The organism is Clostridium sp. TJA085 (assembly GCF_058310235.1).
Map to the genome: position 1 here is coordinate 943,466 of NZ_JBZEEZ010000001.1, position 26,700 is coordinate 970,165.

Consider the following 26,700-nt stretch of genomic DNA (forward strand, 5'->3'; position numbering starts at 1 on the left):
TTAAAATCATAGTCTGTATTGAGGTGATAAAATGTATAAAAAAAGTATTGATTCCATATTAAAGGAATTCTCTACTGATAAAAATAATGGTTTATCAGATGAAGAAGCTAAAAGACGTTTAGAGAAAAATGGACCTAATAAACTATCTTCTAAAAAACCCAAGACAATTTTTAATATTTTTCTCTCACAAATAAAAGATGCAATGATATATATCCTTATAGGAGCCGCAATAATTTCTAGCTTAATGGGAGAATATAGCGATTCTATAATAATACTTATAGTTATATTTATTAATGCAATTATTGGTGTAATACAAGAATCTAAAGCTGAGAAAGCCCTTTCTGCACTTAAGCAATTATCTACTCCTAAAGCACTAGTTAAACGTGATGGCAATATAATCGAAATCCCATCAGAAGAAGTTGTAGTTGGTGATATTGTAATAATAGATGCAGGGAGATATATCCCTTGTGATTTAAGGTTAATTCAAACTGCTAACTTAAAAATAGAAGACTCAGCTTTTACCGGTGAATCATTACCATCTAATAAAAATGCCGATAAATTATTTTCTGAAGATATACCTATTGGCGATAGAACTAATATGGCTTATATGTCTACTCTTGCTACATACGGAAGAGGTATTGGTGTTTGTGTATCTACAGGAATGAATACTGAAATTGGTAAGATTGCTAAAATGATAGATGATGAAGATGAAGAATTAACTCCTCTTCAAAAAAAATTATCTGGTCTTGGTAAAGTACTTGGAATTGCTGCTATTATTATTTGTTTACTGATTTTTGGAATTGGAATAATTCAAGGAAGAGATTTATTTGAAATGTCTTTAACAGCAATAAGCTTAGCTGTTGCAGCAATACCTGAAGGTCTTCCTGCAATTGTAGCAATAGTTCTTGCACTTGGAGTTCAACGAATGATTAAGCAAAATGCAATAATAAAAAAGTTACCAGCCGTTGAAACATTAGGTTCTGTAAATATTATTTGCTCAGATAAAACTGGTACTTTAACATTAAATAAAATGACTGTAAGAAAAATATTTGATAATTCCACATTAATGGATGTTTCATCAATGAATAATTTAAATGATAACTTAAATCTATTATTTGAAGCAATGATTTTATGTAATGATGCAACATCATCAGATAAAGGAGCAACAGGTGACCCTACTGAAATAGCTCTTTTAGATGTAGGATTAAAATTTAATATTTTTAAAGATGATTTAAACTCAAAATATACTAGAGTTGATGAAGTTCCTTTTGATTCTGACAGAAAACTTATGAGTACAATTAATAAATATGAAGATAATTATAGAGTTCATACAAAAGGAGCAATAGATTCTTTATTTAAAGTTTGTAATAAAATTCTATTAAACGGTGAAATTAGAAACTTAACTGATGAACTTAAAAATGAATTACTAAATAAATCAAATCAAATGTCAGATGAGGCCTTGAGAGTTTTGGGTGCTGCTTATAAGGATATTCCTTCTAAAAGTATAGAAATTGATAGTATAGAAAAAGATTTAATATTTTTAGGGCTAATGGGTATGATTGATCCTCCTAGAGAAGAAGTTAAAGATTCAATTTCTCTATGTAAAACTGCTGGTATAAGGACAGTAATGATTACAGGAGACCATAAAAACACAGCTTATGCCATAGGAAAAGAACTTGGAATATCAAATGATTTTAATGAGTGCATTATGGGTAGTGAATTAGATACTATGTCTGATAAGGAACTTGAATCTAATATAAATAAGTACAGAATATTTGCTAGAGTATCACCAGAACATAAAGTAAAAATAGTTAAAGCTTTTAAAGCACATGGTAATATAGTTTCAATGACTGGTGATGGAGTAAATGATGCACCATCGTTAAAAGCTGCTGATATAGGCGTTGCTATGGGAATTACAGGAACTGATGTTGCTAAAGGTGCTGCTGATATGATATTAACAGATGATAATTTTACTACTATAGTAAATGCAGTAGAAGAAGGTAGAAATATATATGCAAATATAAAAAAATCTATATCATTCTTACTATCTTGTAACTTTGGAGAAATTATAGCATTATTTATTGCTATTCTGTTAAATTGGATAGCTCCACTTCAACCTATTCATATTTTGTGGGTTAATTTAATAACTGATAGTTTCCCTGCCCTATCACTTGGAGTAGATCCTTTAGATGATGATGTAATGAAAGATTCGCCACGAAATCCAAAAGAAAGTATTTTTACAAAAGATACAATAATTTCTTTAATTATAAATGGATTATCAATAGGTTTAGTTACATTAATAGCTTTTAAAATGGGACTTAATTACTATAAAAATTCAATAGTTCATGCTCAAACAATGGCATTTGTTGTACTTAGCGTATCACAACTTTTCTTATCTCTTTCAATGAGAAATAGCAGAAAGTCTATATTTGAAATTGGATTATTTAAAAATAAATATTTATTGCTTTCTATACTTCTAGGAATAGTTCTTCAAATAGCCATAATATCAATTCCTTTCCTAGCTTCTGTATTTAAAGTATATTCTTTGTCTATTAATGACTTTATTTTTGTATTTTTAATTTCTCTTGTACCTTTAGTAATTAATGAAATTGGAAAATTAATTTTACGTATTACAACTAAATAAAAAAGTGAGCAAAATTTTGCTCACTTTTTTTAATTCTTTAACTTAGTTCCTTCTGGAGTTTGTTCTATTAGACCTTCTTTCATTAATCCACCTAACGCCATCTTGAAATAATTTTTACTTGTCTTAAATATTTCTCTAATTTCTTCTGGATTAGACTTATCATTGTATGGCATAACTCCACCATTTTCATTTAAGTAGTCTAATATTAATTCTTTAATTTCTGATCTAGCATCTAATCTTTTTTTTCTAGTTGTAAGTCCAATTGTTCCATCTTCATATATTCTTTTAACTCTAGCCTTAAGAACTTGACCTGGATATATTGTTTCTATATGCTCATTTCCTAATATTATTCCCCTATACTTTCCATCTACAGCAACTTTTATAGTTGTTGATGATCCTTTACCATATGATATAACTTCTACTTCATCATCAACATTAAATCCTTCTCCTTGATCTAAATAATCATCAACATCTGTAGTTGCTGCAAGTCTTCCTGTCTTATCTATATATGCATAAAAAAGATACTTCTTTCCAACTAATAGCTTAAATCTTTGCTCCTTCATTGGAATAAATAAATCTCTTTCTAATCCCATATTACAAAAAGCTCCAAAATCATTTTGATGAACTACTTCTAAATAAGCAACTTTCCCAACTTCAATTAATGGTTTTTTCATAGTTGCAACAGGTCTATTATTAGAATCCATATATGTAAATACTTCTACTTCATCTCCTAAATTAACTTCTACACCATTTAATAGTGCCTTAGGTAATAATATTTCATTTCCTTTTTCATCTTTTAAGAAAAATCCAAAATCTCTTTCCTTTGCAACTTCAAGCTTATTATATTCTCCTATTTTTATCATTTTTCCTCCTAAGTTAAATATATTCTTTACTAATTTCAATATAATGTTTGGCTGATTTTCTTATACTTTCTATTTCTTCTTCTGTTAATTTTCTTACTGCCTTTGCTGGTCTTCCCATAATAAGAACACCTTCTTCAAAAGTTTTATTTTGAGTTACAAGTGAGCCTGCTCCAACAATAGAATTCTTAGATATTTTAGCTCCATTTAAAATTATAGAATGCATTCCAATTAAAACATTATCTTCTATATTACAGCCATGTACTATGGCTCCATGACCAACAGTTACACCATTACCAATAGTAATTGAATAGCCTGGATCCCCATGTAAAACGCAATTTTCTTGAATATTAGTTCTATTTCCAATTTCTATTTTACTCATATCTCCTCTTAATCTAGCTCCAAACCAAATATTACAATCTTCTCCGATAGTAACATCTCCTATTATATCAGTGCTTTCTGATAAATAAGCACTTTCATTTATTTTAGGTTCAATTCCTTTAAAACTTTTTATCATAATATTCTCATCTCCATTTTAAACATTTATTTTATTTTATCATTTAAATAAATTATTGTCATTATTTTATCATCTATATCACTATATATAACTATAATCAATTTTAAAGGTATTAAATAATGGGAAAAAAATCATATAATATTTTAAATCCAAAACAGATTAATATATTTTATGGCATACCAAATGCTTATACATCTTACTCTACTGGTAAAGTATCACCTTATGAAGCATTTAATTATTGTTATCATAATAAACTAAATTTTTTAATTACTACAGATCAAAATAGCTTTTTTAAAGATGAACTTAAAAATTCTAACAAATGGCTATCCCTTCAAAAAATAAGTAATAAATTTTATAAAAAACATGAAAGTTTTATACCATTAATAGGTTTTGAAGCTAAAACCCTTACTTACGGCGATATGTACATTGTTAATTCTAATTCCTATTTTTTAGGTGAAGTAAAAAATATAAATTTACTAATATTATGGATGCTTAGAAATCATGATGCATTTTTAATAATGAAAAATCCTATAAAAACAACTGTTTCATTGCCTTATAATTCTATTTTAAATAGCATAATAACTTCAGTCGAAGTTTGTAATGGTGAATTTGGTAAAAGATATATAAGAAGAGAAAAATATTATTTTATGCTTTTAGATAAAGGATGGAAGCTCGGGGCTGTAAATAGTCAAAATAATAAAACTTTAAATTTTGGAGACTTTGATAATTTAACTGGAGTTGTGTGTACAAAATTTAATAAAGAAAATTTAATAAATGCTTTTAGAAAAAGACATACATTTTCCTCAGAAAGTCGAAGCCTAAAACTTTATTTTTTTGCAAATAATACTTTTATGGGTGGAATAATAAATAAACCAATTTCTTCTTTAAAGTTTTCTATAATTTTAGAAGACCAATATTTTAAAATAGAAAAGATAGAAATAATAACAAACAAAGGTACTACTCTTCATTCAATAGATAATATAAAACTTCATAAAGTTAAATATCTTTATGAACATATTATTGAAAACTCTCAAAGCTGGTTCTTAATAAAAATATATCAAGAAAATAATAGGGTTGCTATAAGTTCCCCTATATTTATACAATAAAAAAATCCAAAGCCCTAACTTTGGATTTTTATTTTTTTAAATGTTTAGCTCTATTTGGCTTAGCCTTTGATTTAATAACTATTTTCTTTTCTATTTTAGGACCACCAGTTTGATGTATGTCCATAAACCATAAGAAAGCTACTATTATAATAACTGTTATACCTAAACCTACCCATTGGTTTTTCACAACACCTAACATTTGTACAATAAATAATACAATTGCTACAGCTAATGGTATAAACTTGTTTATACGAATTTTTGGAAATAAAAATTTCTTACAAAGAGCGTATACACCAAGTATTATTGCTATCATTACTACAATATATAATATTTGTAAAACTATATTTAGCATTTTGCTTGCCCTCCTATTTTTAACTATATAAATATCTTAATTTAATTTGCAAATCTTTTCAAGTATAAAGGTTAAAAGATTGCCTTTTTTCAATTTTATATTTAATCTATTTATAAACAGGTATTTTCTTATTAAAATAATAATATTCCTTTAAAATTTTAAACATTTATCATTTTTGCCTTTCTGAATTAAATGTTTTTTGATAAAATATAGTGTGACTATAGAGCAAATAAAAATTTATAGATTATTATCCAATGAGGTGGTTTAATGGCTGTAAATACACATTTACAATTAGATGATTTAGACTTACAAATATTAGATTTATTAATAAAAGATTGCAGAACACCATACTTAGAAATAGCTAGAATATGTCATGTAAGTGGTGGTACTATACACGTCAGAATGAAGAAAATGGAAGACATGGGTATAATAAAGGGAACTCGTATAATACTTAATCTTCCAAAACTTGGTTATGATGTTTGTTGTTTTGTTGGTATATATGTTGATAAAACATCTTCATTCGATACAGTTATAGATCAAATACAAAGCATAACAGAAGTTGTTGAACTTCATTTAACTACTGGTAATTATTCAATGTTCGCAAAATTATCATGTAAGAATATCGAAGATTTACAAAATATATTATTAAATAAAATTAATAATATATCAGGTATTCAAAGAACTGATACATTTATTTCTCTATCACAACCTATAGATAGAAATATAACTCTTTAAATTTTAGTATAATACTTCCTTAAATAGGTCAAAATATTATAGACAAAATTTATTTTGAAGGAAGTGTTTATTATGAAATTTCTTGATAGGTTAGCACTTTTATTAGTTATAATAGGTGCAATTAACTGGGGACTAATTGGATTCTTTCAATTTGATTTAGTAGCTGCATTATTTGGAGATATGTCTGCTATAAGTAGAATTATATATTCTTTAGTAGGTATTGCAGGACTTTATGCTATTTCTTTCTTTGCAAAAAGCAGATATATAAATGATTAATAAAAAAATATATGAGAGGCTTTAAAGCCTCTCATATATTTTTTATCTAAATCCTAAAATCAAACCAAACTGATAAACTATAGTTGATACTATAAGTGCAACTAAAAACGTTCCTACAGCTGCAAATATAGTCCATTTCAATGAATTTGTCTCTCTCTTTATTGCTCCAAGTGCTGCAAGACACGGTGTAAATAAAAGTGTCATTACCATATATGACATTGCTGAAAGTGGTGTAAAATGTGCTGCTATTGCTGATGTAAGTTCTGCTCCTTCTGAAACTCCAGCATATAACATTCCTAGTGTCGCAACAACTGTTTCCTTAGCAATTATTCCTGAAAAAAGTGCTACTGAAGCCTGCCAAGTTGCAAAGCCTGCAAATGTATAAATCGGTGCTATAAAAGTTCCTATTCTACCTAAAATTGAAGCTTCTCCATATTGTTCAACTCCAAATGGAAGTACAGATAATACCCAAATAACTATAACTGCTGGAAAAATTATTACTCCTGCCTTTTTAGCAAAAGCACCACCTTTTTCCCATGTTAAAGTAAGTACATTATTAATTGAGGGAACTCTATAACTTGGAAGTTCCATAACAAAATATGATGACTCACCTTTAAAAATAGTTTTACTTAATATTTTTCCACAAATTAATGCTATAATAATTCCTAATATATAAAGACTTACAAGTATAAGTGCTGCATGTGTTTGAAAAAAAGCATCAATAAATACTAAATATATTGGAAGTCTAGCTCCACAAGATACAAATGGATTTATAAGTATCGCAATCATTCTATCTTTCTTACTTTCTAAAGTCCTAGTTGCCATAATTCCTGGAACATTACATCCAAATCCAATTATCATTGATATAAATGTTTTACCGTGAAGTCCTAATGATTTCATAATTCTATCCATTATATATGCAGCTCTCGCCATATAACCACTGTCTTCTAAAAGCCCCATTAATAAATACATAACCATAATTAGTGGTAAAAAACTAAGAACTGCTCCAACTCCTGCAAATACACCATCATTAACAAATCCTGTTAAAAATTCTGGTGCCCCCAAAGCTTCAAGTTTTCCTACAACAATTTCTCCTAAATCTCCTATTAAACCTCCAACCCACTCTTGTAAAAACCCTCCAACTTTAAAAGTAATAGCATATAAAATATACATAATTACAGCAAATATAGGTATTCCTAAAAATTTATTTGTAACTATCTTATCAATTTTATCTGATAATGTTTTTTTAGAATTTTTTGGTTTATTTAAGATACCTTTAGTTATGTTGCTTATATAACTATATCTATCATCTACGATAGCCATTTCTGGATCTATTCCCTCTAATTCTGTATATTCATCAATCAACTTATCTGATAAAGTAATAATATCCTTATATCCCTTATCTTCTATATAATCTTTTATATAATTATCGTTTTCTAATAATTTTAAAGCTATCCAATCTGATTCATAATCAAATTTAATATCATTAAAACTAATTTTATCTTTTATAATATTTACCTTATTTGATAATTTATCATTTAACTTTAAAATATTTTTTTTATCTTTATTTAAATTTACTGAACTCTCTATTAATTCCTCTATCCCTATTTTTTTAGTTGCAACAGTTTCCACTACTGGTATACCTAATCTTTTAGATAATTCTTTTGAATCTATATTTATTCCCTTTTCTTTTGCATTGTCCATCATATTAAGAGCTAATACTACATTTGCTCCAAGTTCTAATAATTGAACTGTTAAATATAGATTTCTTTCTAAATTCGATGCATCTACAACATTAATAACCACATCCGGTTTCTCTTTTATAATATAATCTCTTGCAACTATTTCATCTTCTGAATATGCACCTAAACTATATGTTCCTGGTAAATCAACAACAGTATATTCCTTATTTTTATATTTTAATATACCCTCTTTCTTTTCTACAGTTACTCCTGGCCAATTTCCTATATGTTGTCTTGATTTTGTTAAAATATTAAATATACTGCTTTTACCACAATTAGGATTTCCCGCTAAAGCTATTTTCATTATTTATATCCCCCTAAAAATTATTCTACAATTATCTTTTGTGCCATTATCTTACTTACTGCAAATCTTGATTCATTTACTCCTAAAATCATATATTCTCCATCATTTTTTATTATTTCTATTAAACTTCCTTTATTTATTCCCATTTCATTAATTCTTTTACTAAATTTATCATTAAGTTTAACATCTTTTACTTTTACTTTTTTTCCTTCTTCCATAAATGTTATTGGAATCATATATATTCCCCCTTATATTAAAATAGCATCAGCTTCTTCTTTCCTTAAAGTTAACTTATATCCCCTAAGTGATACCTCAATAGGATCCCCAAGTGGAGCCTTTCCTGTTACTTCTATAGAAACTCCAGGTGTTACTCCCATATCCATAAGCCTTCTTTTTATTGAACTATCTTTGTTGATACCTTTAACTATTATTTTATCTCCTACATTTAAATTTCTTATCTTATCCATAAATCCACCTCATTTAACCTTATATTATTAGTTTTAAACCCTTATCTGTAACTTCCCATTTTATTATTGGATTAAGTGTCTTTTCATTGCATCCACAACTACAACCTTTACATTTCTCAGTTGTACAACTTTCTCTTTTTATGTATCCTCCACTTTCTAATTTCTTTTTATATTCACTTATAATTTCTTCACTTATATCCAATGCTTTAGATATTCCTTCAACTGAAAAATCATTATTTTTATACATATAATTAATTATCTCTTTAATCAAAAAAACACCTCCTTATTTTGATAATGATTATCACTATTTATAATATATTTATCTTCCATTTATTTGTCAATTTCTAAAATTACCAGTATATTTTAATTATCCTTTAAATACTCCTGTTAAACTATAAATACTTTATAATTTATATCAATTGAAATTTATTATCATTCATTCAAATAAAAAAACTTAGACTATATAAAATAGCCTAAGTTTTTTCTTATAATTTATAATTTATAATTTTTTAATTTCTTCAAATAGTTCTAAAGCTGCTTTTCTAGGACCCTCTTTTTCTTGTCCTTTAACACCAAGACAAGTTCTTATTTGACCTACTTTAACATTTGATTTAAACATTGCATCAAAATATTTATCTAATAATTCATTAGTTTCATCTTGTTTTTGAGCTGGTCCAAATGGATTTGCAAAATATGATTCAACCAATCCTGTTTCTGATGTAGTTCCTTTTGCCATTCTTGCACCAGATCTAAATACATTTATAGCTTCTTTAGGTGTTTTGAAATAGCTTATTGATTTTTTATCATCTTCTACCTTTTCGTAATTATTAGCATAATAGAATAAATCAACTTTATATCCTTCAATAATAGCATTATATGGAGCTACAGGAACAACTAATCTTGCATTTATTTTATCTGGATTCATAAATATACTTCTATCCATTTCTTTAAATGCATAACCTTGATCTAAGTCATCAAGTCTAACGAAAGCACCTATTTCTGTTCCATAACCATATATATCTCCGTCTTTAAGCTTAAATGTTCCCATATCATCAAATATTATAGTCATATCTGATATATATTCCTCACTTAAAGTTCTAAATGCTTCTAAGCTTTCTGATTTTCCTGCACCACTATCTCCCATTATTGCTACATTAGCTGTTTTTCCATCTTTTAATACTATATTTACCATAGCTCCATGTATTGGAAGATTTCCTCTTTTTATCATTATTAAATTATGAAGAGTTAATGTCATCTTTTTCATATAGCCAAAATAATCAATTTCATCTGAATAGCTTACATATCCAAGCATTATATCATTTTTCTCATCATCATAAAATACAGTTTTAGGCTTCTTGTCTTCACCTTTTCCACCAAATATATAAATCATATCAGGCTTTCTTCCTCTGCATTCTTCTTTTCTTGCCATTTCAAAAAGGTTACATAAAGTAACTCCATGTTCCATAAAATCTCTATGAAAATATATATAAGCTAAAAGTTCTCCAACCTTTGCCGGATAACAGAACCAATGGTCTTTACTCATTCTAGAGTACTTCAATGGATTTTGTTTTGTCTCACTAAACATTCCTGTTCTAGTATTTCTCTTAGGATAAGTTATAAATGGCGTTTCTAATAAAATACTATCTATAAATGGTATATCTTCTAAAACTTCATATCCTTTTGGAATTGGCCATATTATATCATTTATCATAATACAAGAGTTTCCACCTGCTGGTATTTGTCTAAATACTTTAGGTTGAACTCCTAAAACATTTTTTTCTACCTTTCTATAGAAACGCAATATTAATTTTGATAATCCATCATTGGCTTCAGTAAAACTTACTTGAGCTAATCCATTCTCCACTTTTCCTCCATGAATTAATGTATATCTTTCAAGTCTTCTCCAAAATAAATAAAATTCTTCTACAAATCTTATAAATTCTTCTTTCTTTTCTAATAGCCCTTTATATTCACATTTAAATTCATATATTTCTTCTACACTCATAACAGTTAGAAATTTTAGTATTTTAGATAAATTATCTCTTAATACGCTAGTTTCTCCACTATTTAACTCTGTCTTTAAATATCTATAACTTAATGAATTTTTTCTTTTAGCTACTCTTAAATAAGATTCTAATACTCTTCTGAAGCCTTCACTTTCCAATAAGTCTTCAAACGTCTTACAATATTTAGCAGTAAAATTAATAATAACTTTATCATTGCTTATCGAAAATTCTTTTTGCATATAATTGCCCCCTTTATGCAATTTTATCTACATAAAAATTGCATTTTTTTATAAATTCCATTAATTTAAACTCATTATAACATACTTTTTGAAATTTTGGGAATAAAAATTTTTCATTTTTTATTTAAATTCGACAAAATACAGATTTTTTCTAAATTTCAAGCAATATTTTTCGTGTGTTTTTATTCACTTATTATATTAACTAATACTACATAAATTATGCATTATTTAAAATTTTGTTAAAAAAAGAGTTGTTTAAAACAACTCTTAACCTACTTTTATCATATTTTTTATAACTTCATTTCTAACTTTTTCTGTTAAACTTTTTTCTTCCTCTTTAGTTAATGAATCTGTATATATTGGTTTACCAAAAACAATAGTAACTTTTCCTGGAATAAACTTTCTATTATCTTCAAAACATTTTGATGTTCCATCAATTGAAAATGGAACTATAGGTGATTTTGCCTTAACAGCAAGTTTCATACTTCCTTTTTTAAATTCATGAACTTCACCATCTTTTGATCTTGTTCCTTCTGGAAATATAGCCATATTATGTCCTTTTTTTAAATATTCTACTCCTTTTGCTATAACTTTTATTGCATCTCTTGGATTAGACCTATCTAAAGCAACGCAATTCATATTTGCAACCCAAAATCCTAATACAGGAACCTTTAAAACTTCTTTTTTGGCAATAAAACCAACATCTCTTTTACTTGCATGTTTAAGTACAGGTATATCTAAAATACTTTTATGATTTCCTATAAAGGTACATGTTTCTTTTGGTATGTTTTCATATCCCTTTACTTCTATATTCATTCCTGTCATTTTTATAGTAAATTCACTCCATTTTCTAAATACCTCTTGTCCATATTTAAAAGCTTCTTCCTCACCTTTTGTTTTATATATATGCTTAAACTTAATTCCTTTTAATCTAACAAAAAGCATATATATACCATATTTAATAAATTTAAATATTTGCATAATTTCACCTCTTATAAAATTTATAAAAATATACATGTTTATTAAAATTTTTATATTATTTAATAAACTTATCCTTTATCATTATACAATATGATGATAAACTGATACAGTAAATATTAAGATTGGAGGAACAAAATGAAAAAATTATTAAAATCATCTCTTCTAATAATTATTTCTATGTTATCACTAATTCTGTTTGGATGTAAAGATTCTAATACTAACAATAAAACTTCAAATACATCTAATATGACTGTACATTATATAAATATCGGGCAAGGAGATGCTGAACTTATACAAGTAAACGGCAAAAATATGCTTATTGACTCTGGTTCTAGAACGAATGAAAAAGATTTAATTTCTTATTTAGATAAGTTAAAAATTAAAAAATTAGATTATGTAATTGCAACTCATCCTCATGAAGATCACATAGGAAATATGGATAAAGTTATAGATAAATATGAAATTGGTAGCTTTTATTCACCAAAAATTACTCATACAACAAAAAGTTTTGAAAATATGATAAATTCTTTAAAGAAAAAAAATCTAAAAATAAATGTAATTAAAGAAGGTATCGATTCTATAGACTTAGGTAAAAATACTAAGGTTGAAATATTTTCTCCTAAAAGTGGGGGGTATGGAAAAGATACTAGCATGAATAATTACTCACCTATAATGAAAATAACTTATGGTAAGAATTCATTCTTATTTACTGGAGATGCTGAGAAACTTGAAGAAAATTATGTTTTAAATAAAAATTACAACTTAAAATCAGACGTTCTTAAATTAGGACATCACGGTTCTTCAACATCAACATCTTATAAATTTTTAGAAAAGGTTGACCCTTCAATAGGAATAATATCCTGTGGAATAGATAATAAATACGGTCATCCTCATAAAGAAACTTTAGCAAATTTAAAGAAGTTAAAGGTTAAAATTTACAGAACAGATAAAGATGGTACTATAGTATTAGAAAGTAATGGAAATAAAATTACAAAAATAAATTAATAAAAATAATAAAGAAAACACTTAATGTTATTTTAAGTGTTTTCTTTATTTTCTATATTTATAATTTCTAAATTTTCCTCTATTTTTATATCTTGTTTAGTAATATCTTCTTCTAAATCTAATTCCTCATCTTCTATTTTTATATACTTTTTCCAATTAGTATATATGTAATAAAGATTTACAACGTCTTGTTCATTATAAAGAAGTATTTTTTCTATTTTTTCTTGTGGCATTCTTTTAACATAGTCGCTATCTTTCATAACTTTATGGAAAGTCTTAGCTAAGTTAGATCCACTTATAACCTCTCCTTGTCTATCTATATTAAATATCTTTTCTAGCTTTTTAAGTCCTATAGAGGTTTTCATCTCCTTTTCATATGCTTTTTGAAGATCTATTGATATAAATTCTTCTTTAAAGTTATATGATATTTTATTTTTATTGAATAAGTAATTTATAACTGTAAAATCATTATTACCTGAAAAAGTAGATATTGCTTTTTTACCATTTTTCTTCATCTCTTCAAAATATCTTAATGCTAGATTCAATATATCAATACTTTCTCTCTTATTTTCTATCATATATTGAGTTACATAAAGAGCATTATTTTGTTTATTATATACACAAGCTCCAAAAACACCTATGCATTTAGGCTTCTTATAAACATAATGTTCTAAATCAAAGAAAATAATTTCTTCTGGTAAAATCTCTCCTTCTTCATATAAAAAATATTCTTTTTCAATTTTATCTACAGGTATAATGTTTTCCTTTATAATCACAGTATCACTCTTTCTTATTCAAATTGTATATTCCCTACATTAAGATTATACGTTACATCTTTTCTTTCTACAATAACATTTATCCTTTCTGATAACTCTTTATCTGATGTAACCTTTCTTAAAAGTTCTTTTGTTGGATTCATACAATATGGATTACCTACTTTACTAAGCATAGTATAGTCTCCTGCAGTATCTCCGTATGCATAACTTTTTTCTAAATCTATATCATATTTTTCTTGTAATTCTCTTATTGCTTTTTCTTTACTTTCACTATCCCACATTGGAATAACATCACCAGTATATTTACCTCTTTTATCCAATGTATATTCTGCACCTCTATAATCATTAAAACCATGCTTTAATGACATCTCTTTAACTAATTCAATAGGTGAACCAGAAACTGTTATAAGAATATGTCCTTGTTCTTTATGCCACTTAATTCTATCTCTTGTAAAAGTATATACTCTATCACCTTTTTGCTTTATAACTTTTTTAGCTATAAATTCTATCTGATGCTTACTTAATCCTTTTATAGCATCCATATATACATCTATCATTTTTAATAAATATGTATCATAATCTCCCTGTCTTCTATCCCATTTTTCAAAATCTTTTCTAACATCATTATACCATTTTTCAGGTTCAATAATCTCATATCTTATCATCTTCTTAAATACTTCTGTTATTAAACCTTCTCTATATAATGTTCCATCAATATCAAAAAAAGCTGCTATATTTTTAGCCATAATAAGACCTCCTTTTTCTTAAGTTATATATTTCTTTATATTATACATATAATTGTATCTTTTGCAAAACATCTCCTATTAATCATTTATTTTTTGTCTTACCAAAATTTTTATGTATATTATTTTTACATTAAACATTGACTTCTAAATCCATATAATGATATTATAATTATATGATAATGATTTTCATTGCGAGGTGTTATTTTATGGAATTAATAAATTTAAAACCAGGTGAACATGGTATTATAGAAAATATTTTAGGTGATAATAAATTAACAAAAAGATTATTAGCTTTAGGTTGTATAGAAGGAACTGAAGTAACTTTAAAAACTGTTGCTCCTCTTGGCGATCCATTAGTTATTAATTTTAGAGGATTTGATTTAGCTATTAGAAAAAAAGACGCTAAAAACATAATTTTATCAGCTTAATATGGTTTATTGACTTTAGGAGGGACAAACATGAAAACTATAGCATTGCTAGGGAACCCAAATGTCGGTAAAACTACTCTTTTTAATGCACTAACAGGCTCAAAACAATACGTTGGTAACTGGCCAGGTGTTACTGTTGAAAAAAAAGAAGGTTATTTTGATGACTTAAAAATAGTAGATTTACCAGGTATTTATGCAATGGATACTTTTTCTCACGAAGAAAAAGTTGCAAAAAAATTTTTAGAAGAAGATAATGTTGATGTTATATTAAACATTGTAGATGGATCTAATTTATCCAGAAATCTTTATTTAACGACTCAACTTAAGCAATTTAACAAGCCAATTGTACTTGCTATAAATATGATTGATGTAGTTAATAATAAAGGATATGAAATTGATTATAAAATTTTATCAAAAGAATTAGGAGTTACTGTAATACCAATTATAGCCGCTAAAGGTGAAGGTATTGGTTTAATAAAAGAAACATTAAATAGTAACGACTTTATAAAAACTACTGATAATTCTAAGTTCAAATTTGAAAATGAAAAAGAAACATATACTTTTATAGAAAATATTTTACATAAATGTGTTAAAAAGAAAGATACAAATAAAAAAGATTTAACTGAAAAATTAGATAAAATATTCTTAAATCCATTTTTAGCTTATCCACTTTTTATATTAATAATGGCGTTCATGTTCCAATTCACATTTTCATGGGTTGGACAACCTATTTCAGATTTGCTAGATGGATTTTTAAATGACTCACTTATTCCATGGTTGCATACAGTTTTAGCTTCTACATCTCCATGGTTCCAATCTTTATTAGTAGACGGAATTGTTGGTGGTGTTGGTGGAATACTAGTTCTTCTTCCAGTAATACTTGCATTATTTATATGTATAACATTTTTAGAAGACAGTGGTTACATGGCAAGAGTTGCTTTCTTAATGGATAAATTCATGAGAAAAATGGGGCTTTCAGGTAAGGCATTTATTCCAATGATAGTTGGATTTGGATGTTCAGTTCCTGCTATAATGTCTGCAAGAACTCTTGAAAGCGAAAAAGATAGAAAACTTACAGCACTTCTTGTACCTCTTATGTCATGTAATGCTAGACTTCCTGTATATGCATTATTTGCTTCAGTATTTTTCACTGAACATAGAGGATTAGTTGTTGCTTCATTATACTTGCTTGGAGTTATTATAGCATTCTTAATTGGTATGCTATTTAAAAATACTATATTTAAAAAAGATGAAGAGCCATTTATAATCGAGTTACCTAATTATAAGGTTCCTCAACTTTCATCAATTGCAAAACAAACTTATGATAAAGGTAAAGGCTTTATAAAGAAAGCTGGTACTATAATTTTTGCTATGAGTGTAGTTATTTGGTTCTTATCAAACTTCAATTTACATGGAATGGTTGAAAGTGTTGATCAAAGTATACTTGAAGCTATAGGTTCATTTATAGCACCAATTTTTGCTCCTTTAGGATTTGGAAATTGGCAATCATCAGTATCATTACTTAGTGGACTTTTAGCAAAAGAAACTGTTGTTTCTTCAATGGAAGTAATATTCAATGGTGACTTAAAGCTTATTTTACCTCAATTCTTTACAGCAATTTCAGCATATTCATTCTTAATATTTACTTTATTATATGTACCTTGTGTATCAACTGTAGGTACTATGAAAAAAGAATATGGTACTAAATTTACTATCTTCTCTGTTATATATCAATTAGTTCTTGCTTGGGTTGTAGCATTTATATTCTACAATGTGGCTTCCCTATTTGTTTAAAGGTAAGGTGATATAAATGGAAATTATTGTAACAATAGGAATTGTAGCTGTAGCTGCATATATAATATATAAAAATGTAAAAAAATCCTCAAAGGGTGAATGTAATTGTGGTTCTTGCCATAAGAAATGCCCTTCTAGGAAAAATTAAAAAAAGCTGCTTATATAAGCAGCTTTTTTATTTTCTATAAAGAATCTATTAAATCATCTACATCTTCATGCTTTGATTTAAACTTATTAACTAATCTATCATAGTATATAGTTATTGTTGCTACTGTTGGTGATGCTAAAAGCATTCCTAAAGCTCCAAAAAATCCGCCTCCAATAGTTACACCAAGTATTATCCAAAAAGGGCCTATACCAACCTTATTACCAACTAATTTAGGCTCTAAATACCAAGCATCAAATTGTTGAACTGCTAATAAAAATATAAATACTATTATAGCTTTCATTGGAGATACAAAAACTTCTACTAAAGCACATACAACCATACCAACAAATGGTCCAAAATAAGGAATCATGTTAGTAAATCCAACAAATATTGCAAGTAATATTGCATATGGAACTTTTATTATCATAAGACCAATAAGAGAAATAAATCCTATTATTGTTGAATCTATTGCTTTTACACCTATATATGTTCCAATCATTTGATTATATGTCTTAAATAAGTTAATTACAGTTATTCCCCATTTTTCTTTTAATACCATGATAACTATTAATTTTATTTGTTTTATAAAGTTTTCTTTATCTAATAACAAGTAAATTGATATTAAAAGTCCAAATCCAATTTGAATTACTCCTGTTGTTATACTTAAAAGAGAACCTACTGCACCTTCCAATGCTGTAATTGCAACTCCACCTACCTTGGATGAAATACTAGTTAAAGTTTTCAATACTCCTGCATCTTGCATAAGTGCATAAAACTTATCATTTTGAAGTGCATTATTAACCCAACCTTGTACAGTATTAACATAGTCAGGTATTTCTTTTGTTATTGATATTATACTATCTACTAAAGCTGGTATTCCGTAAAACCCTATTAAAAAAAGTACAATTAATATACATAAATAAGTAAGTCCTACAGCTGCACCTTTTTTTAATTTTAATTTCTTTTGAAAAAACTTCATTAAAGGATTTAAAATATAGGCAAATATTATTGCATAGAAAAACGGTGCCAATACAGATAATAACTTCTTAAAAATTGATAAATAAACATCATAATTATCAACAATCTTATAACCTATAATAGCTATAATAGCTATTATCAATACATTTTTATATATAGAGTTTCTTCTATTCATCTACTTCACCTCCATTTTTACTAATATTAAATTACTAACATTAAATATTTTAAATTATATCACATTTTATATTTAAAATTCTTAAATAAAAAGAAACTTTACATATATAGAAAACATTATTAAAACTATTTTAAATACTTTTATAAAAAAACTAGGAAACACATAATGAATCCTAGTTTCTTAATATTTATTACATTTTATCTACAACATCTATACCTAATAGAGCTAAGCCATTTTTAATAACTTGTAAACTTGCTTTAACTAAGCTAAGTCTTGCTTTCTTAAGCTCTTCATCTTCTAAATTTAATACTGAATGAGCATTATAGAATTTGTTAAATAATTTCGCTACATCTATTACATATCTTGTAATAACTGATGGTTCAAGTTTTTCTACTGCTGAGTGTATATTTTTCTTAAAGTTTTCTAATGCTTTTATTAATTCAAATTCTTCTTTTGAATTTAATTTGCTATAATCAACATTAGTTAAATCAATATCCCCAGCTCTTTCTAATATGCTATTTCCTCTTGCATATGAATATTGAACATATGGACCAGTTTCCCCTTCAAATGAAAGTATTTCTTTCCAATCAAATATAATATCTTTTTCTCTTGAATTTTTAAGATAAGTAAATACAACTGCTCCAATACCAATTTTCTTAGCAACTTCTTCTTTATTTTCTAAATCTGGATTTTTTTCATTTATAACTTCTAAAGTTTTAGCTACAGCTTCATTTAATAATTCATCTAAAAGAATTACTTTACCTTTTCTTGTTGACATTCCACCATCTTTAAACTTAACTAATCCAAAGCCTACATGCACGCAGTCATTAGCCCAATCCTTTCCAGCAAGTTCTAATACTTTAAAGAATTGTTTAAAGTGTAATGCTTGTGGTGTTCCAACTACATATATTGATTTATAGAAGTCATAAGTATTCTTTCTATAGTTTGCAGCTGCTAAGTCTCTTGTTGCATATATAGTAGCTCCATCACCTTTTAATATTATACATGGTGGCATATTATATTCATCAAGCATAACAACTTGAGCTCCATTACTCTCAGTAAGTAAATTTTTATCTCTTAATTCATCGATTATAACTTGCATCTTATCATTATAGAATGCTTCACCTGCTAATGAATCAAATTTTATTCCTAAAAGATCGTATACTCTATTAAACTCTTTTAAGCTTAATTCTCTAAATCTTTCCCAAAGTGCTGTTTCTTCTGGTTCACCATCTTCTAGTCTCTTAAAGTGCATTCTTCCTTCGTCAACTAATGCTGGATTTTTTTCTGCTTCATCATGGAATTTAACATATATTCTTAATAATTCTCCTATTGGATCTTTTTCTAAAGCTTCTTCATCAACCCATCTATTATAAGCAGCTATAAGTTTACCAAACTGAGTACCCCAGTCTCCTAAGTGATTTATTCCAACTACATTGTAGCCTTCTTCTTGGAATAACTTATAAAGTGAATTACCTATTGAAGTTGAAAAAAGGTGTCCTACGTGGAAAGGTTTTGCTATATTTGGTGATGAATATTCAACACATACAGTTTTTCCTTCTCCAATCTTTGAACTTCCATATTTATCGCCTTCTTTTAATACAGTTTCAATTGTAGATTTAGTGAATGCAGCCTTATCTACAAAGAAGTTAACATATGGTCCTAAATTTGTTATTTTTTCAAAACCTTCTTTATCTAAATTTGAAGCTAATTCTTCAGCTATCATATTTGGAGCTTTTCTCATAACCTTTGCTAATTGAAAGCAAGGAAAAGCATAATCTCCCATTTCTGGCTTTGGTGGTGTTTCTATAAGTTTTTTTATTGTTTCTACATCTAAATCTACATGTTTGCTAATTAATTCTGCTATTATTTGTTTGTAATCCATTTTCTAATCCTCCTTAATATTTTCCGTAAAATATAAAAACCGCCTCTTATATAAAATAAGAGACGGAATAATATCATAAATTTCCGCGGTACCACTCTTTTTGCACAAAGTAATGCCACTCTTTTTTGTTAACGCAAATGATTTAAATTTGCGGCACTCCCTACTCATTTCAGGCGCTTCTCCAAGGCTCTCTTCAAGTAATCTATCTATAAGGCTTACACCAAACTCCTTATTCGCTAAAAAGAATTAATTACCCTACTCTCCTCTTCATAGAATTTATATTTTACTTTCTTTCATTATATTATACATATATAATTATAATAATGTCAACAAATAGTTAAATATTATTATATATAACATATAATAAAAAAATGTTGTATAATGTATACTATATAAATATTTAAATCTTATTTTTAAGGAGTTTATTATGAGAAGAATTGGTGTTATTGAAATAGGCGCTAACTCAGTTACTTTAACATTAAACGAAGTTGAAGACGATGGTTATTTTAGACCGATTGATGAACTAAATACATCAATTAGACTGTGCCAAGATTTAGTATATGGAGATAAGTTATCACCTGATAAATTAAATACTGCTTTATCAACTTTAAGAACATTTAAGTCTATGTGCAAAATATCATGTGCCGAAAAAATAATTGCTATTGCTACTGAAGATTATAGAAATGCTTCAAATAGCTCTATGTTATTTAAATTAATAAAGGATGAATTAGGTATAGATATAACTGTATTAGATATAGAAAAAGAAATATATTTTAATTTCTTAGGTGTTTCAAATACAACTTACTTCGATAATTATCTTTTAGTTGATATAGAAGGATTATCAACTCATTTAGCTTGGGTTAAAGATGGCGAAATTAAAAATTGTTATTCACTTCCTGTAGGTACTTTAAACCTTACATATGAATATGAATTACAAGATAGAATATTAAATAATAATATTGAAAATGCAAAAAGTAAAATTATATCATGCTTAAAAGAATGTACTTGGATTAAATATTGCGATTCCCCTTCTATAGTTGGTGTAGGTGGTACTATTAAATGCCTTAGTAAAATAGACAGGTCTAGAAAACGCTATCCCCTTGATATAGAACATAATTATAATTTAAATGATATAGATGTTCAAGAAATATATAACTTATTAAAATGCAAATGTCTAAAGCAACGTTATCAAGTTTATGGATTACCTAACGAACGTGCTGATATAATGGTTGCAGGACTTTGTATATTAAATAATATACAAAAGTATAGTGGAATTACAAATCTAGTAACTTCATCTAAAGGACTTAGCGAAGGTATTATGTATAAATATATAGATGAACATTATGACTATGAAAAAGATATGCTTACATTTAGTTTAAAAGGAATAATGAATAAACTTAATATAAATAAAAATCATGCAAAAAATGTTTATAACCTTGCAATGAATTTATTCGAAAATTTAAGACCAATTCATAAACTAAATGATAATTATAAAAAAATATTAAAAACTGCAGCATTATTACATGATTGTGGTATAAGCATAGATTATTATAATCATCATAAGCATAGCTTTTATGTTATATTAAATTCATCTATAAATGGTCTAAGCCATAAAGATTTATTGATAAGTGCTACTGTTGCTGCATCTCATAGAAATAATTCTTATCATATTCCTTATCCACAATTTAGTTCTATTATAAATAGAATAGATATTAATGCAATAGAATATTTAGGTTCTATAATAAAAATTTCTGAAAGTTTAGATAGAAGCTTAGGTGGGGCTGTTAAAGAATTAATCGTAGATATTTTACCTGAAACAGTTGTAATTAAATTAAAATCACCATTAGATTTAGAATTAGAAATTCGACAAGCAATGAGAAGCTCATATTCATTCAAACAAATATATGGAAAAGATTTATCAATTGAAAAAATAGATTAATGAAAAACAGTTAGCAATTAAAACATTGCTAACTGTTTTTTTAAAAAAATAATCCAAATATACTTCCTACAATACTTGATAATAAATTCATTATTAGATTTGCTGGTATTTTAATTATAGGGCCAGCTAAAAATATTACTGCTAAAAATATTACAAATTGATATCTATATATACTATCTGATATTTTATAAAAATGTTTAGGACTTATATCTCTAAGTATACTAAATCCATCTAAACCTGGTAATGGCAATAAATTAAAAACAAATAATATTACATTTATTCCTACTATTTGTGATGCCATACTAAATAAAACTGAAAATAATGTTCCTTCTAATACTCCTGAAGTTCCTAAAATAAATATTAACGTATAAAGGACCATTCCAAAGAATGCTACTATTAAATTTGCAATAGGACCAGCTAAGCTTACCTTCAAATCATCTTTATAATAATTTTTAAAAGCTGATGGATTAACTTGTACAGGTTTAGCCCAACCTATTCCGAAAAATAATATACATAAAGTACCTATAGGATCTAAGTGAGCAATTGGATTTAAAGTAAGTCTCCCCTGAAATCTTGGTGTTTTATCTCCAAGTCTATCTGCCATTTTAGCATGAGCATATTCATGAAAAGTAAATCCTATAAGTATAGCAGGTAACATTAATATTTTACCTAATAAAAATTCCATTTAAAATTCTCCTTTTCCATTTTATAGTATTATAACATAAAACACAGCTTTTAAAAATAAGCTGTGTTTTGTTTATTATAAAGTTATTTTATTAATTTTATATATGTTTTTGTGTATTTGATACTTTATCTGAATTCTGATCGTTTGTTCCATTTCCTAAGCCTGATTCGTTTCCTGAATTAGGCTTATTTCCTGATTCTACATTACTACCTGATCCTGTATTGTTATTATTATTATTATTATGATTTGTATTATTTCCAGGATTCTTATCTGTATTTGTTTGATTATTACTATTAGTATTACCACTTCCTGAAGTTGAACCACTTGATGGTTTCTTATTTGGAGTTGTTTCGGAATTAGTATTTCCTGAAGTTGAACCACTTGATGGTTTCTTATTTGTATTTGAATTTGTACTTGGCTTTTTGTTGTGATTTATTGAACTATTTGAATTTCCACTTCCACTACCAGTATTATTATTTGGTTTTATTTCTGTTTTTGAATTACTAATAGGTGGAATGTAATCTTCATCTTTTTCTTGAAGTGGTCCATTATCTTTAATATGCTCTTCATTAGCTCCCATATATTGTTCAAGTTTAGATTTCCACTTTTCTATATTATAACTATCTTTTGTTGGCTTTTTATTATTAAATATAAAATCATCCATAATCTTTGAACATTGTTCTTTATCTATAATTAAAACCCAACCTTTATCTTTATAAAGTCCTCCCCATGAAATATCATCACTTACAGGGATTCTTAATTGTTCAAATGTAAGGCTTGGAAACTTAGAAACAGTGTATGCATAATTTAATATCATCGCTGGTTCTATATTTGTTTTTACATATGGTAATAACTCACCCATAACTGATGGATATTTAATAACACTTAAATCCTTAAATTTCTGTGTTACTAAATCTATTACCCTTCTTTGCCTTTCTGTTCTTTCATAGTCCCCATCTCCAACTTTTCTTATTCTAGCATAAGCTAAAGCCTGTTGACCATCTAAATGTTGCATTCCTGGTTTTTCTATTTTTGGAGATTTAACCTTTTCGTATTCTCCAATAAACTTATTTAATTCTTTTATTTCATAATCGTGTACATCTACATCAATACCTCCAACAGCGTTAATTATTGATGTAAAACCATTAAAGTTAACCATTACATATTTATTTAATGATAAATTAAAATTTTCCTTTATTGTCTTCATTAGTAAATCTGGTCCACCAAATGCTAATGCAGCATTTATTTTTTGCTCTCCATGTCCCGGTATGTTTACTAAAGTATCTCTCATAATTGAAGTAAGTTTTAATTTTTTATTATTATTATCAATTGTTGCAATAATAATAGCATCTGCTCTTGCAGCCTCATTTAATTTACGAGCATCAGTTCCTATAAGTAATATATTTGTTATTCCTGGTTGCTCCTCATAAGTCACTTCTTCTCCACTAGTATTTCCTTGATATATATGACCTCTTATATACATATAAGTTCCACCAATACCTAGAATAATAAGAAGAAAGACAATTCCAACTGAAAGCAATATTTTTTTCTTTTTAGGCATTTTCTTTTTTTCAGTAGAATTTGTTTTTTTCTTATCTCCCTTTTGTTGCATATTTTACCTCCCTAATAAATTTAAGAATTTTTATTAAACATAATTTTTATTAAATTAACATTTTGTTAAATTCAGTTAACTAATAACATTATAATAGACTTTTTGACATAAAACCAGTATATTCGAACTTATAAAATTACAAATTCATTACATTTTATATATTTTTATTACATTTTAAGTTATTTTTTATTATTTTGGCCACTTTTTGTCTATAATATAGATTATTAATAAAATTTTCTTGGAGGAAATTATGAAGAAAAAAATATTAGATTTATTAATGTCTAATAATGAATATATGTCTGGTGAATATATAAGTAACCTTTTAGGTGTATCTAGAAATTCTATATGGAAACATATAAATGCTCTAAAAAAAGAAGGCTACTTAATAGATGCTATAAGAAATAAAGGATATAAATTAATAAAATCTCCTGATATATTAGATATTAAAACTATAAATAAGCTACTAGAAACAAATTTTTTAGGTAAGAATTTATTACACTATAAAGAAACGACCTCTACAAATTTAGTTGCAAAAAAACTAATACAAGAAAATTGCAAAGATGGAACAGTTATTGTAGCTGAAACTCAAACTAATGGTATTGGCAGATTTAATAGAAGTTGGCAATCTCCATTAGGAGGACTTTGGTTCTCAATGATACTTAAACCAAACATCTCTCCAAATGACGGAAATAAAATAACATTAATAGCTGTTGCTTCCATGATAAAAGTTTTAAATAACCTTAATATAAATTGTAAAATAAAATGGCCAAATGATATTTATATAAATAATAAAAAGCTTTGTGGAATATTGACTACAATGAATGCTGATATGGATAAAGTAAATTATATTATAGTTGGACTAGGACTTAATATAAATATTGATAAAAAAGATTTTATAAATGATTTAAATACCGCTACATCTTTATTATTAGAAACAGGTAATGAATTTAATAAATCTGAAATATTAGCATATTTCTTAAATACTTTTGAATACTATTATAATAAATTTGTAGATGATGATGATTTATCTGAAGTAATTTATATATGTAAAAATTATTCTATGCTAATTAATAAAAAGGCAACTTTAATAACATTAAGAAAAGAAGAGACCGTAACATGTCTTGGAATAGATGACTTAGGTGAACTTATAATAAAAGATTCTAAAGGAAACATAAAAAAAGTTTTAAGTGGAGAAATAACATTTAATAAATAAAAAAGATTGCTATAATAGCAATCTTTTTTATTTATAATAAGTCTATTCCATTTTCACTACAAATTCTATAATTTTTATCATCCCAAACTGATGATTGAACTTCACCAATATGCGCTTTTCTTAAAAAGTACATACATATTCTTGACTGTCCAATTCCTCCACCAATAGTTTGAGGTAATTCCCCATTTAATAATGATTTATGAAAATCTAGTTCTTTTCTTTCTTCGCATCCTGCTTCATTTAACTGACGTTCTAAAGACTCTTCATTTACTCTTATTCCCATTGATGATAATTCAATAGCACTATCTAATACATTATTCCAAAATAATATATCACCATTTAATTTCCAATCATCATAATCTGGTGCTCTACCATCATGCTTTTCACCAGAATTTAACTTATCTCCTATTTGCATTATAAAGACTGCCCCTTTATCCTTACATATAGCATTTTCTCTTTCTTTAGGTGATAAATCTTTATACATATCTTCTAATTCTTGTGATGTTACAAAAAATATTTCTTCTGGTAATTCTTCTTCAATGTCTAAAAGATTTTCCTTAACATACTTTTCTGTATCTTTAAATACACTATATATTTTTTTAACTATACCTTTTAAAAAGTCTAAATTTCTATCTTCTTTATTAATTATAAGTTCCCAATCCCATTGGTCTACATAAATTGAATGTATATTATCTAAATCTTCATCTCTTCTTATAGCATTCATATCTGCATATAGACCTTTTCCAACTGGAAATTTATATCTATGTAAGCTCATTCTTTTCCATTTAGCAAGTGAATGTACTATTTCAACATCTTGATTAGTTGCTAAAACATCAAATTTAACTGGTCTTTCTACTCCATTTAAATTATCATTTAATCCTGACTTTACATCAACAAAAAGTGGTGCAGAAACCCTTATTAAATTTAACTTATCAGCTAAATTTTTTTCAAAGAAATCCTTAATACTTTTTATATGTACTTCTGTTTCAATTAGTGTTGTTTTACTTCTATAATCTTCTGGAATTATTACTCCTTCTACTTTCATGAATAGCCCTCCTTTGATTTTAAATATTATTATATACAAAAA

26 protein-coding genes and 1 other annotated feature are annotated in these 26,700 nt (G+C 26.7%); of the genes, 10 read left to right on the forward strand and 16 right to left on the reverse strand.

Going from position 1 to position 26,700, the window contains the following annotated elements:
* Positions 1–31: 31 nt before the first annotated feature.
* Positions 32–2,644, forward strand: coding sequence for a calcium-translocating P-type ATPase, PMCA-type (locus AC4FQW_RS04910; protein WP_491147590.1), 2,613 nt, complete (start codon positions 32–34; stop codon positions 2,642–2,644).
* Positions 2,645–2,673: 29 nt separating this feature from the next.
* On the opposite strand, the gene AC4FQW_RS04915 is transcribed toward AC4FQW_RS04910, so the two are convergent.
* Together AC4FQW_RS04915 and AC4FQW_RS04920 are read right to left on the reverse strand one after the other, a co-directional pair.
* Positions 2,674–3,507 carry a CvfB family protein gene (locus tag AC4FQW_RS04915; protein ID WP_491147592.1) on the reverse strand — a complete coding sequence of 278 codons (834 nt, stop codon included), beginning with the start codon at positions 3,505–3,507 and terminating at the stop codon, positions 2,674–2,676.
* Positions 3,508–3,520: 13 nt separating this feature from the next.
* On the reverse strand, positions 3,521–4,021 hold the full coding sequence (locus AC4FQW_RS04920) for a gamma carbonic anhydrase family protein (RefSeq protein ID WP_303128840.1): 501 nt from the start codon (positions 4,019–4,021) through the stop codon (positions 3,521–3,523).
* A gap of 119 nt (positions 4,022–4,140) precedes the next feature.
* Here AC4FQW_RS04920 and AC4FQW_RS04925 point away from each other — a divergent pair, with 119 nt between their 5' ends.
* Positions 4,141–5,127 (forward strand): histidinol phosphatase, encoded by a 987-nt coding sequence (locus AC4FQW_RS04925; protein ID WP_491147594.1) that lies wholly within the window; start codon positions 4,141–4,143, stop codon positions 5,125–5,127.
* 28 nt (positions 5,128–5,155) lie between these two features.
* Here the strand turns inward: AC4FQW_RS04925 and AC4FQW_RS04930 are convergent, their stop codons facing one another.
* On the reverse strand, positions 5,156–5,479 hold the full coding sequence (locus AC4FQW_RS04930) for a hypothetical protein (RefSeq protein ID WP_491147596.1): 324 nt from the start codon (positions 5,477–5,479) through the stop codon (positions 5,156–5,158).
* Between the two features lie 267 nt (positions 5,480–5,746).
* On the opposite strand from AC4FQW_RS04930, the gene AC4FQW_RS04935 reads away from it, so the two are divergent.
* Positions 5,747–6,214 carry an Lrp/AsnC ligand binding domain-containing protein gene (locus tag AC4FQW_RS04935; protein WP_303128844.1) on the forward strand — a complete coding sequence of 156 codons (468 nt, stop codon included), beginning with the start codon at positions 5,747–5,749 and terminating at the stop codon, positions 6,212–6,214.
* 72 nt (positions 6,215–6,286) lie between these two features.
* The gene (locus tag AC4FQW_RS04940; protein WP_303128846.1) at positions 6,287–6,490 is read left to right on the forward strand and encodes a DUF378 domain-containing protein; all 204 of its coding nucleotides are present in this window, start codon (positions 6,287–6,289) and stop codon (positions 6,488–6,490) included.
* A gap of 42 nt (positions 6,491–6,532) precedes the next feature.
* Here AC4FQW_RS04940 and feoB (AC4FQW_RS04945) read toward each other — a convergent pair whose 3' ends face one another.
* The 6 genes from feoB (AC4FQW_RS04945) to AC4FQW_RS04970 form a co-directional block, all read right to left on the reverse strand.
* Positions 6,533–8,539 (reverse strand): ferrous iron transport protein B, encoded by a 2,007-nt coding sequence (gene feoB, locus AC4FQW_RS04945; RefSeq protein ID WP_491148159.1) that lies wholly within the window; start codon positions 8,537–8,539, stop codon positions 6,533–6,535.
* Between the two features lie 17 nt (positions 8,540–8,556).
* Complete coding sequence (locus tag AC4FQW_RS04950) at positions 8,557–8,772, reverse strand: FeoA family protein (protein ID WP_491147599.1); 216 nt, start codon at positions 8,770–8,772, stop codon at positions 8,557–8,559.
* A 12-nt stretch (positions 8,773–8,784) separates the two neighbouring features.
* The gene (locus tag AC4FQW_RS04955) at positions 8,785–9,003 is read right to left on the reverse strand and encodes a FeoA family protein (RefSeq protein WP_303128851.1); all 219 of its coding nucleotides are present in this window, start codon (positions 9,001–9,003) and stop codon (positions 8,785–8,787) included.
* A gap of 19 nt (positions 9,004–9,022) precedes the next feature.
* Positions 9,023–9,274, reverse strand: coding sequence for a FeoC-like transcriptional regulator (locus AC4FQW_RS04960; protein WP_491147602.1), 252 nt, complete (start codon positions 9,272–9,274; stop codon positions 9,023–9,025).
* A gap of 228 nt (positions 9,275–9,502) precedes the next feature.
* Complete coding sequence (locus AC4FQW_RS04965) at positions 9,503–11,248, reverse strand: phosphoenolpyruvate carboxykinase (protein ID WP_303128853.1); 1,746 nt, start codon at positions 11,246–11,248, stop codon at positions 9,503–9,505.
* Positions 11,249–11,515: 267 nt separating this feature from the next.
* Positions 11,516–12,229, reverse strand: a complete 714-nt coding sequence (locus tag AC4FQW_RS04970; RefSeq protein WP_303128854.1) for a lysophospholipid acyltransferase family protein — start codon at positions 12,227–12,229, stop codon at positions 11,516–11,518.
* 135 nt (positions 12,230–12,364) lie between these two features.
* Between AC4FQW_RS04970 and AC4FQW_RS04975 the strand changes: the two genes are divergently transcribed.
* Complete coding sequence (locus tag AC4FQW_RS04975) at positions 12,365–13,234, forward strand: ComEC/Rec2 family competence protein (protein ID WP_491147605.1); 870 nt, start codon at positions 12,365–12,367, stop codon at positions 13,232–13,234.
* A gap of 32 nt (positions 13,235–13,266) precedes the next feature.
* Here AC4FQW_RS04975 and AC4FQW_RS04980 read toward each other — a convergent pair whose 3' ends face one another.
* Together AC4FQW_RS04980 and AC4FQW_RS04985 are read right to left on the reverse strand one after the other, a co-directional pair.
* Entirely contained in the window at positions 13,267–14,010 is a 744-nt protein-coding gene (locus AC4FQW_RS04980; RefSeq protein WP_491147606.1) for a ribonuclease H-like domain-containing protein, read from the reverse strand.
* Between the two features lie 14 nt (positions 14,011–14,024).
* Complete coding sequence (locus AC4FQW_RS04985; RefSeq protein WP_303128859.1) at positions 14,025–14,756, reverse strand: HAD-IB family hydrolase; 732 nt, start codon at positions 14,754–14,756, stop codon at positions 14,025–14,027.
* 206 nt (positions 14,757–14,962) lie between these two features.
* On the opposite strand from AC4FQW_RS04985, the gene AC4FQW_RS04990 reads away from it, so the two are divergent.
* From AC4FQW_RS04990 to AC4FQW_RS05000, 3 genes are read left to right on the forward strand one after another with little or no spacing between them, the layout of a single operon-like run.
* The gene (locus tag AC4FQW_RS04990; RefSeq protein WP_303128860.1) at positions 14,963–15,184 is read left to right on the forward strand and encodes a FeoA family protein; all 222 of its coding nucleotides are present in this window, start codon (positions 14,963–14,965) and stop codon (positions 15,182–15,184) included.
* Between the two features lie 30 nt (positions 15,185–15,214).
* Complete coding sequence (feoB, locus tag AC4FQW_RS04995; protein WP_491147609.1) at positions 15,215–16,978, forward strand: ferrous iron transport protein B; 1,764 nt, start codon at positions 15,215–15,217, stop codon at positions 16,976–16,978.
* Positions 16,979–16,994: 16 nt separating this feature from the next.
* Entirely contained in the window at positions 16,995–17,126 is a 132-nt protein-coding gene (locus AC4FQW_RS05000) for a FeoB-associated Cys-rich membrane protein (RefSeq protein ID WP_491147611.1), read from the forward strand.
* Positions 17,127–17,160: 34 nt separating this feature from the next.
* Here the strand turns inward: AC4FQW_RS05000 and AC4FQW_RS05005 are convergent, their stop codons facing one another.
* Complete coding sequence (locus tag AC4FQW_RS05005) at positions 17,161–18,279, reverse strand: AI-2E family transporter (RefSeq protein WP_303128866.1); 1,119 nt, start codon at positions 18,277–18,279, stop codon at positions 17,161–17,163.
* Between the two features lie 190 nt (positions 18,280–18,469).
* The gene (gene argS / locus AC4FQW_RS05010; RefSeq protein ID WP_303128868.1) at positions 18,470–20,164 is read right to left on the reverse strand and encodes an arginine--tRNA ligase; all 1,695 of its coding nucleotides are present in this window, start codon (positions 20,162–20,164) and stop codon (positions 18,470–18,472) included.
* Positions 20,165–20,219: 55 nt separating this feature from the next.
* Positions 20,220–20,444 (reverse strand) — a binding site (T-box leader).
* 147 nt (positions 20,445–20,591) lie between these two features.
* Between argS and AC4FQW_RS05015 the strand changes: the two genes are divergently transcribed.
* Positions 20,592–22,103 (forward strand): Ppx/GppA phosphatase family protein, encoded by a 1,512-nt coding sequence (locus AC4FQW_RS05015; RefSeq protein ID WP_303128870.1) that lies wholly within the window; start codon positions 20,592–20,594, stop codon positions 22,101–22,103.
* Positions 22,104–22,143: 40 nt separating this feature from the next.
* Here the strand turns inward: AC4FQW_RS05015 and AC4FQW_RS05020 are convergent, their stop codons facing one another.
* Together AC4FQW_RS05020 and AC4FQW_RS05025 are read right to left on the reverse strand one after the other, a co-directional pair.
* Positions 22,144–22,788, reverse strand: coding sequence for a site-2 protease family protein (locus AC4FQW_RS05020; RefSeq protein ID WP_303128871.1), 645 nt, complete (start codon positions 22,786–22,788; stop codon positions 22,144–22,146).
* A gap of 97 nt (positions 22,789–22,885) precedes the next feature.
* The gene (locus AC4FQW_RS05025; RefSeq protein ID WP_491147614.1) at positions 22,886–24,400 is read right to left on the reverse strand and encodes an LCP family protein; all 1,515 of its coding nucleotides are present in this window, start codon (positions 24,398–24,400) and stop codon (positions 22,886–22,888) included.
* Between the two features lie 250 nt (positions 24,401–24,650).
* Between AC4FQW_RS05025 and AC4FQW_RS05030 the strand changes: the two genes are divergently transcribed.
* The gene (locus AC4FQW_RS05030; protein ID WP_491147616.1) at positions 24,651–25,613 is read left to right on the forward strand and encodes a biotin--[acetyl-CoA-carboxylase] ligase; all 963 of its coding nucleotides are present in this window, start codon (positions 24,651–24,653) and stop codon (positions 25,611–25,613) included.
* A gap of 31 nt (positions 25,614–25,644) precedes the next feature.
* Here the strand turns inward: AC4FQW_RS05030 and asnA are convergent, their stop codons facing one another.
* Complete coding sequence (gene asnA / locus AC4FQW_RS05035; RefSeq protein WP_491147618.1) at positions 25,645–26,658, reverse strand: aspartate--ammonia ligase; 1,014 nt, start codon at positions 26,656–26,658, stop codon at positions 25,645–25,647.
* Positions 26,659–26,700: the final 42 nt, after the last annotated feature.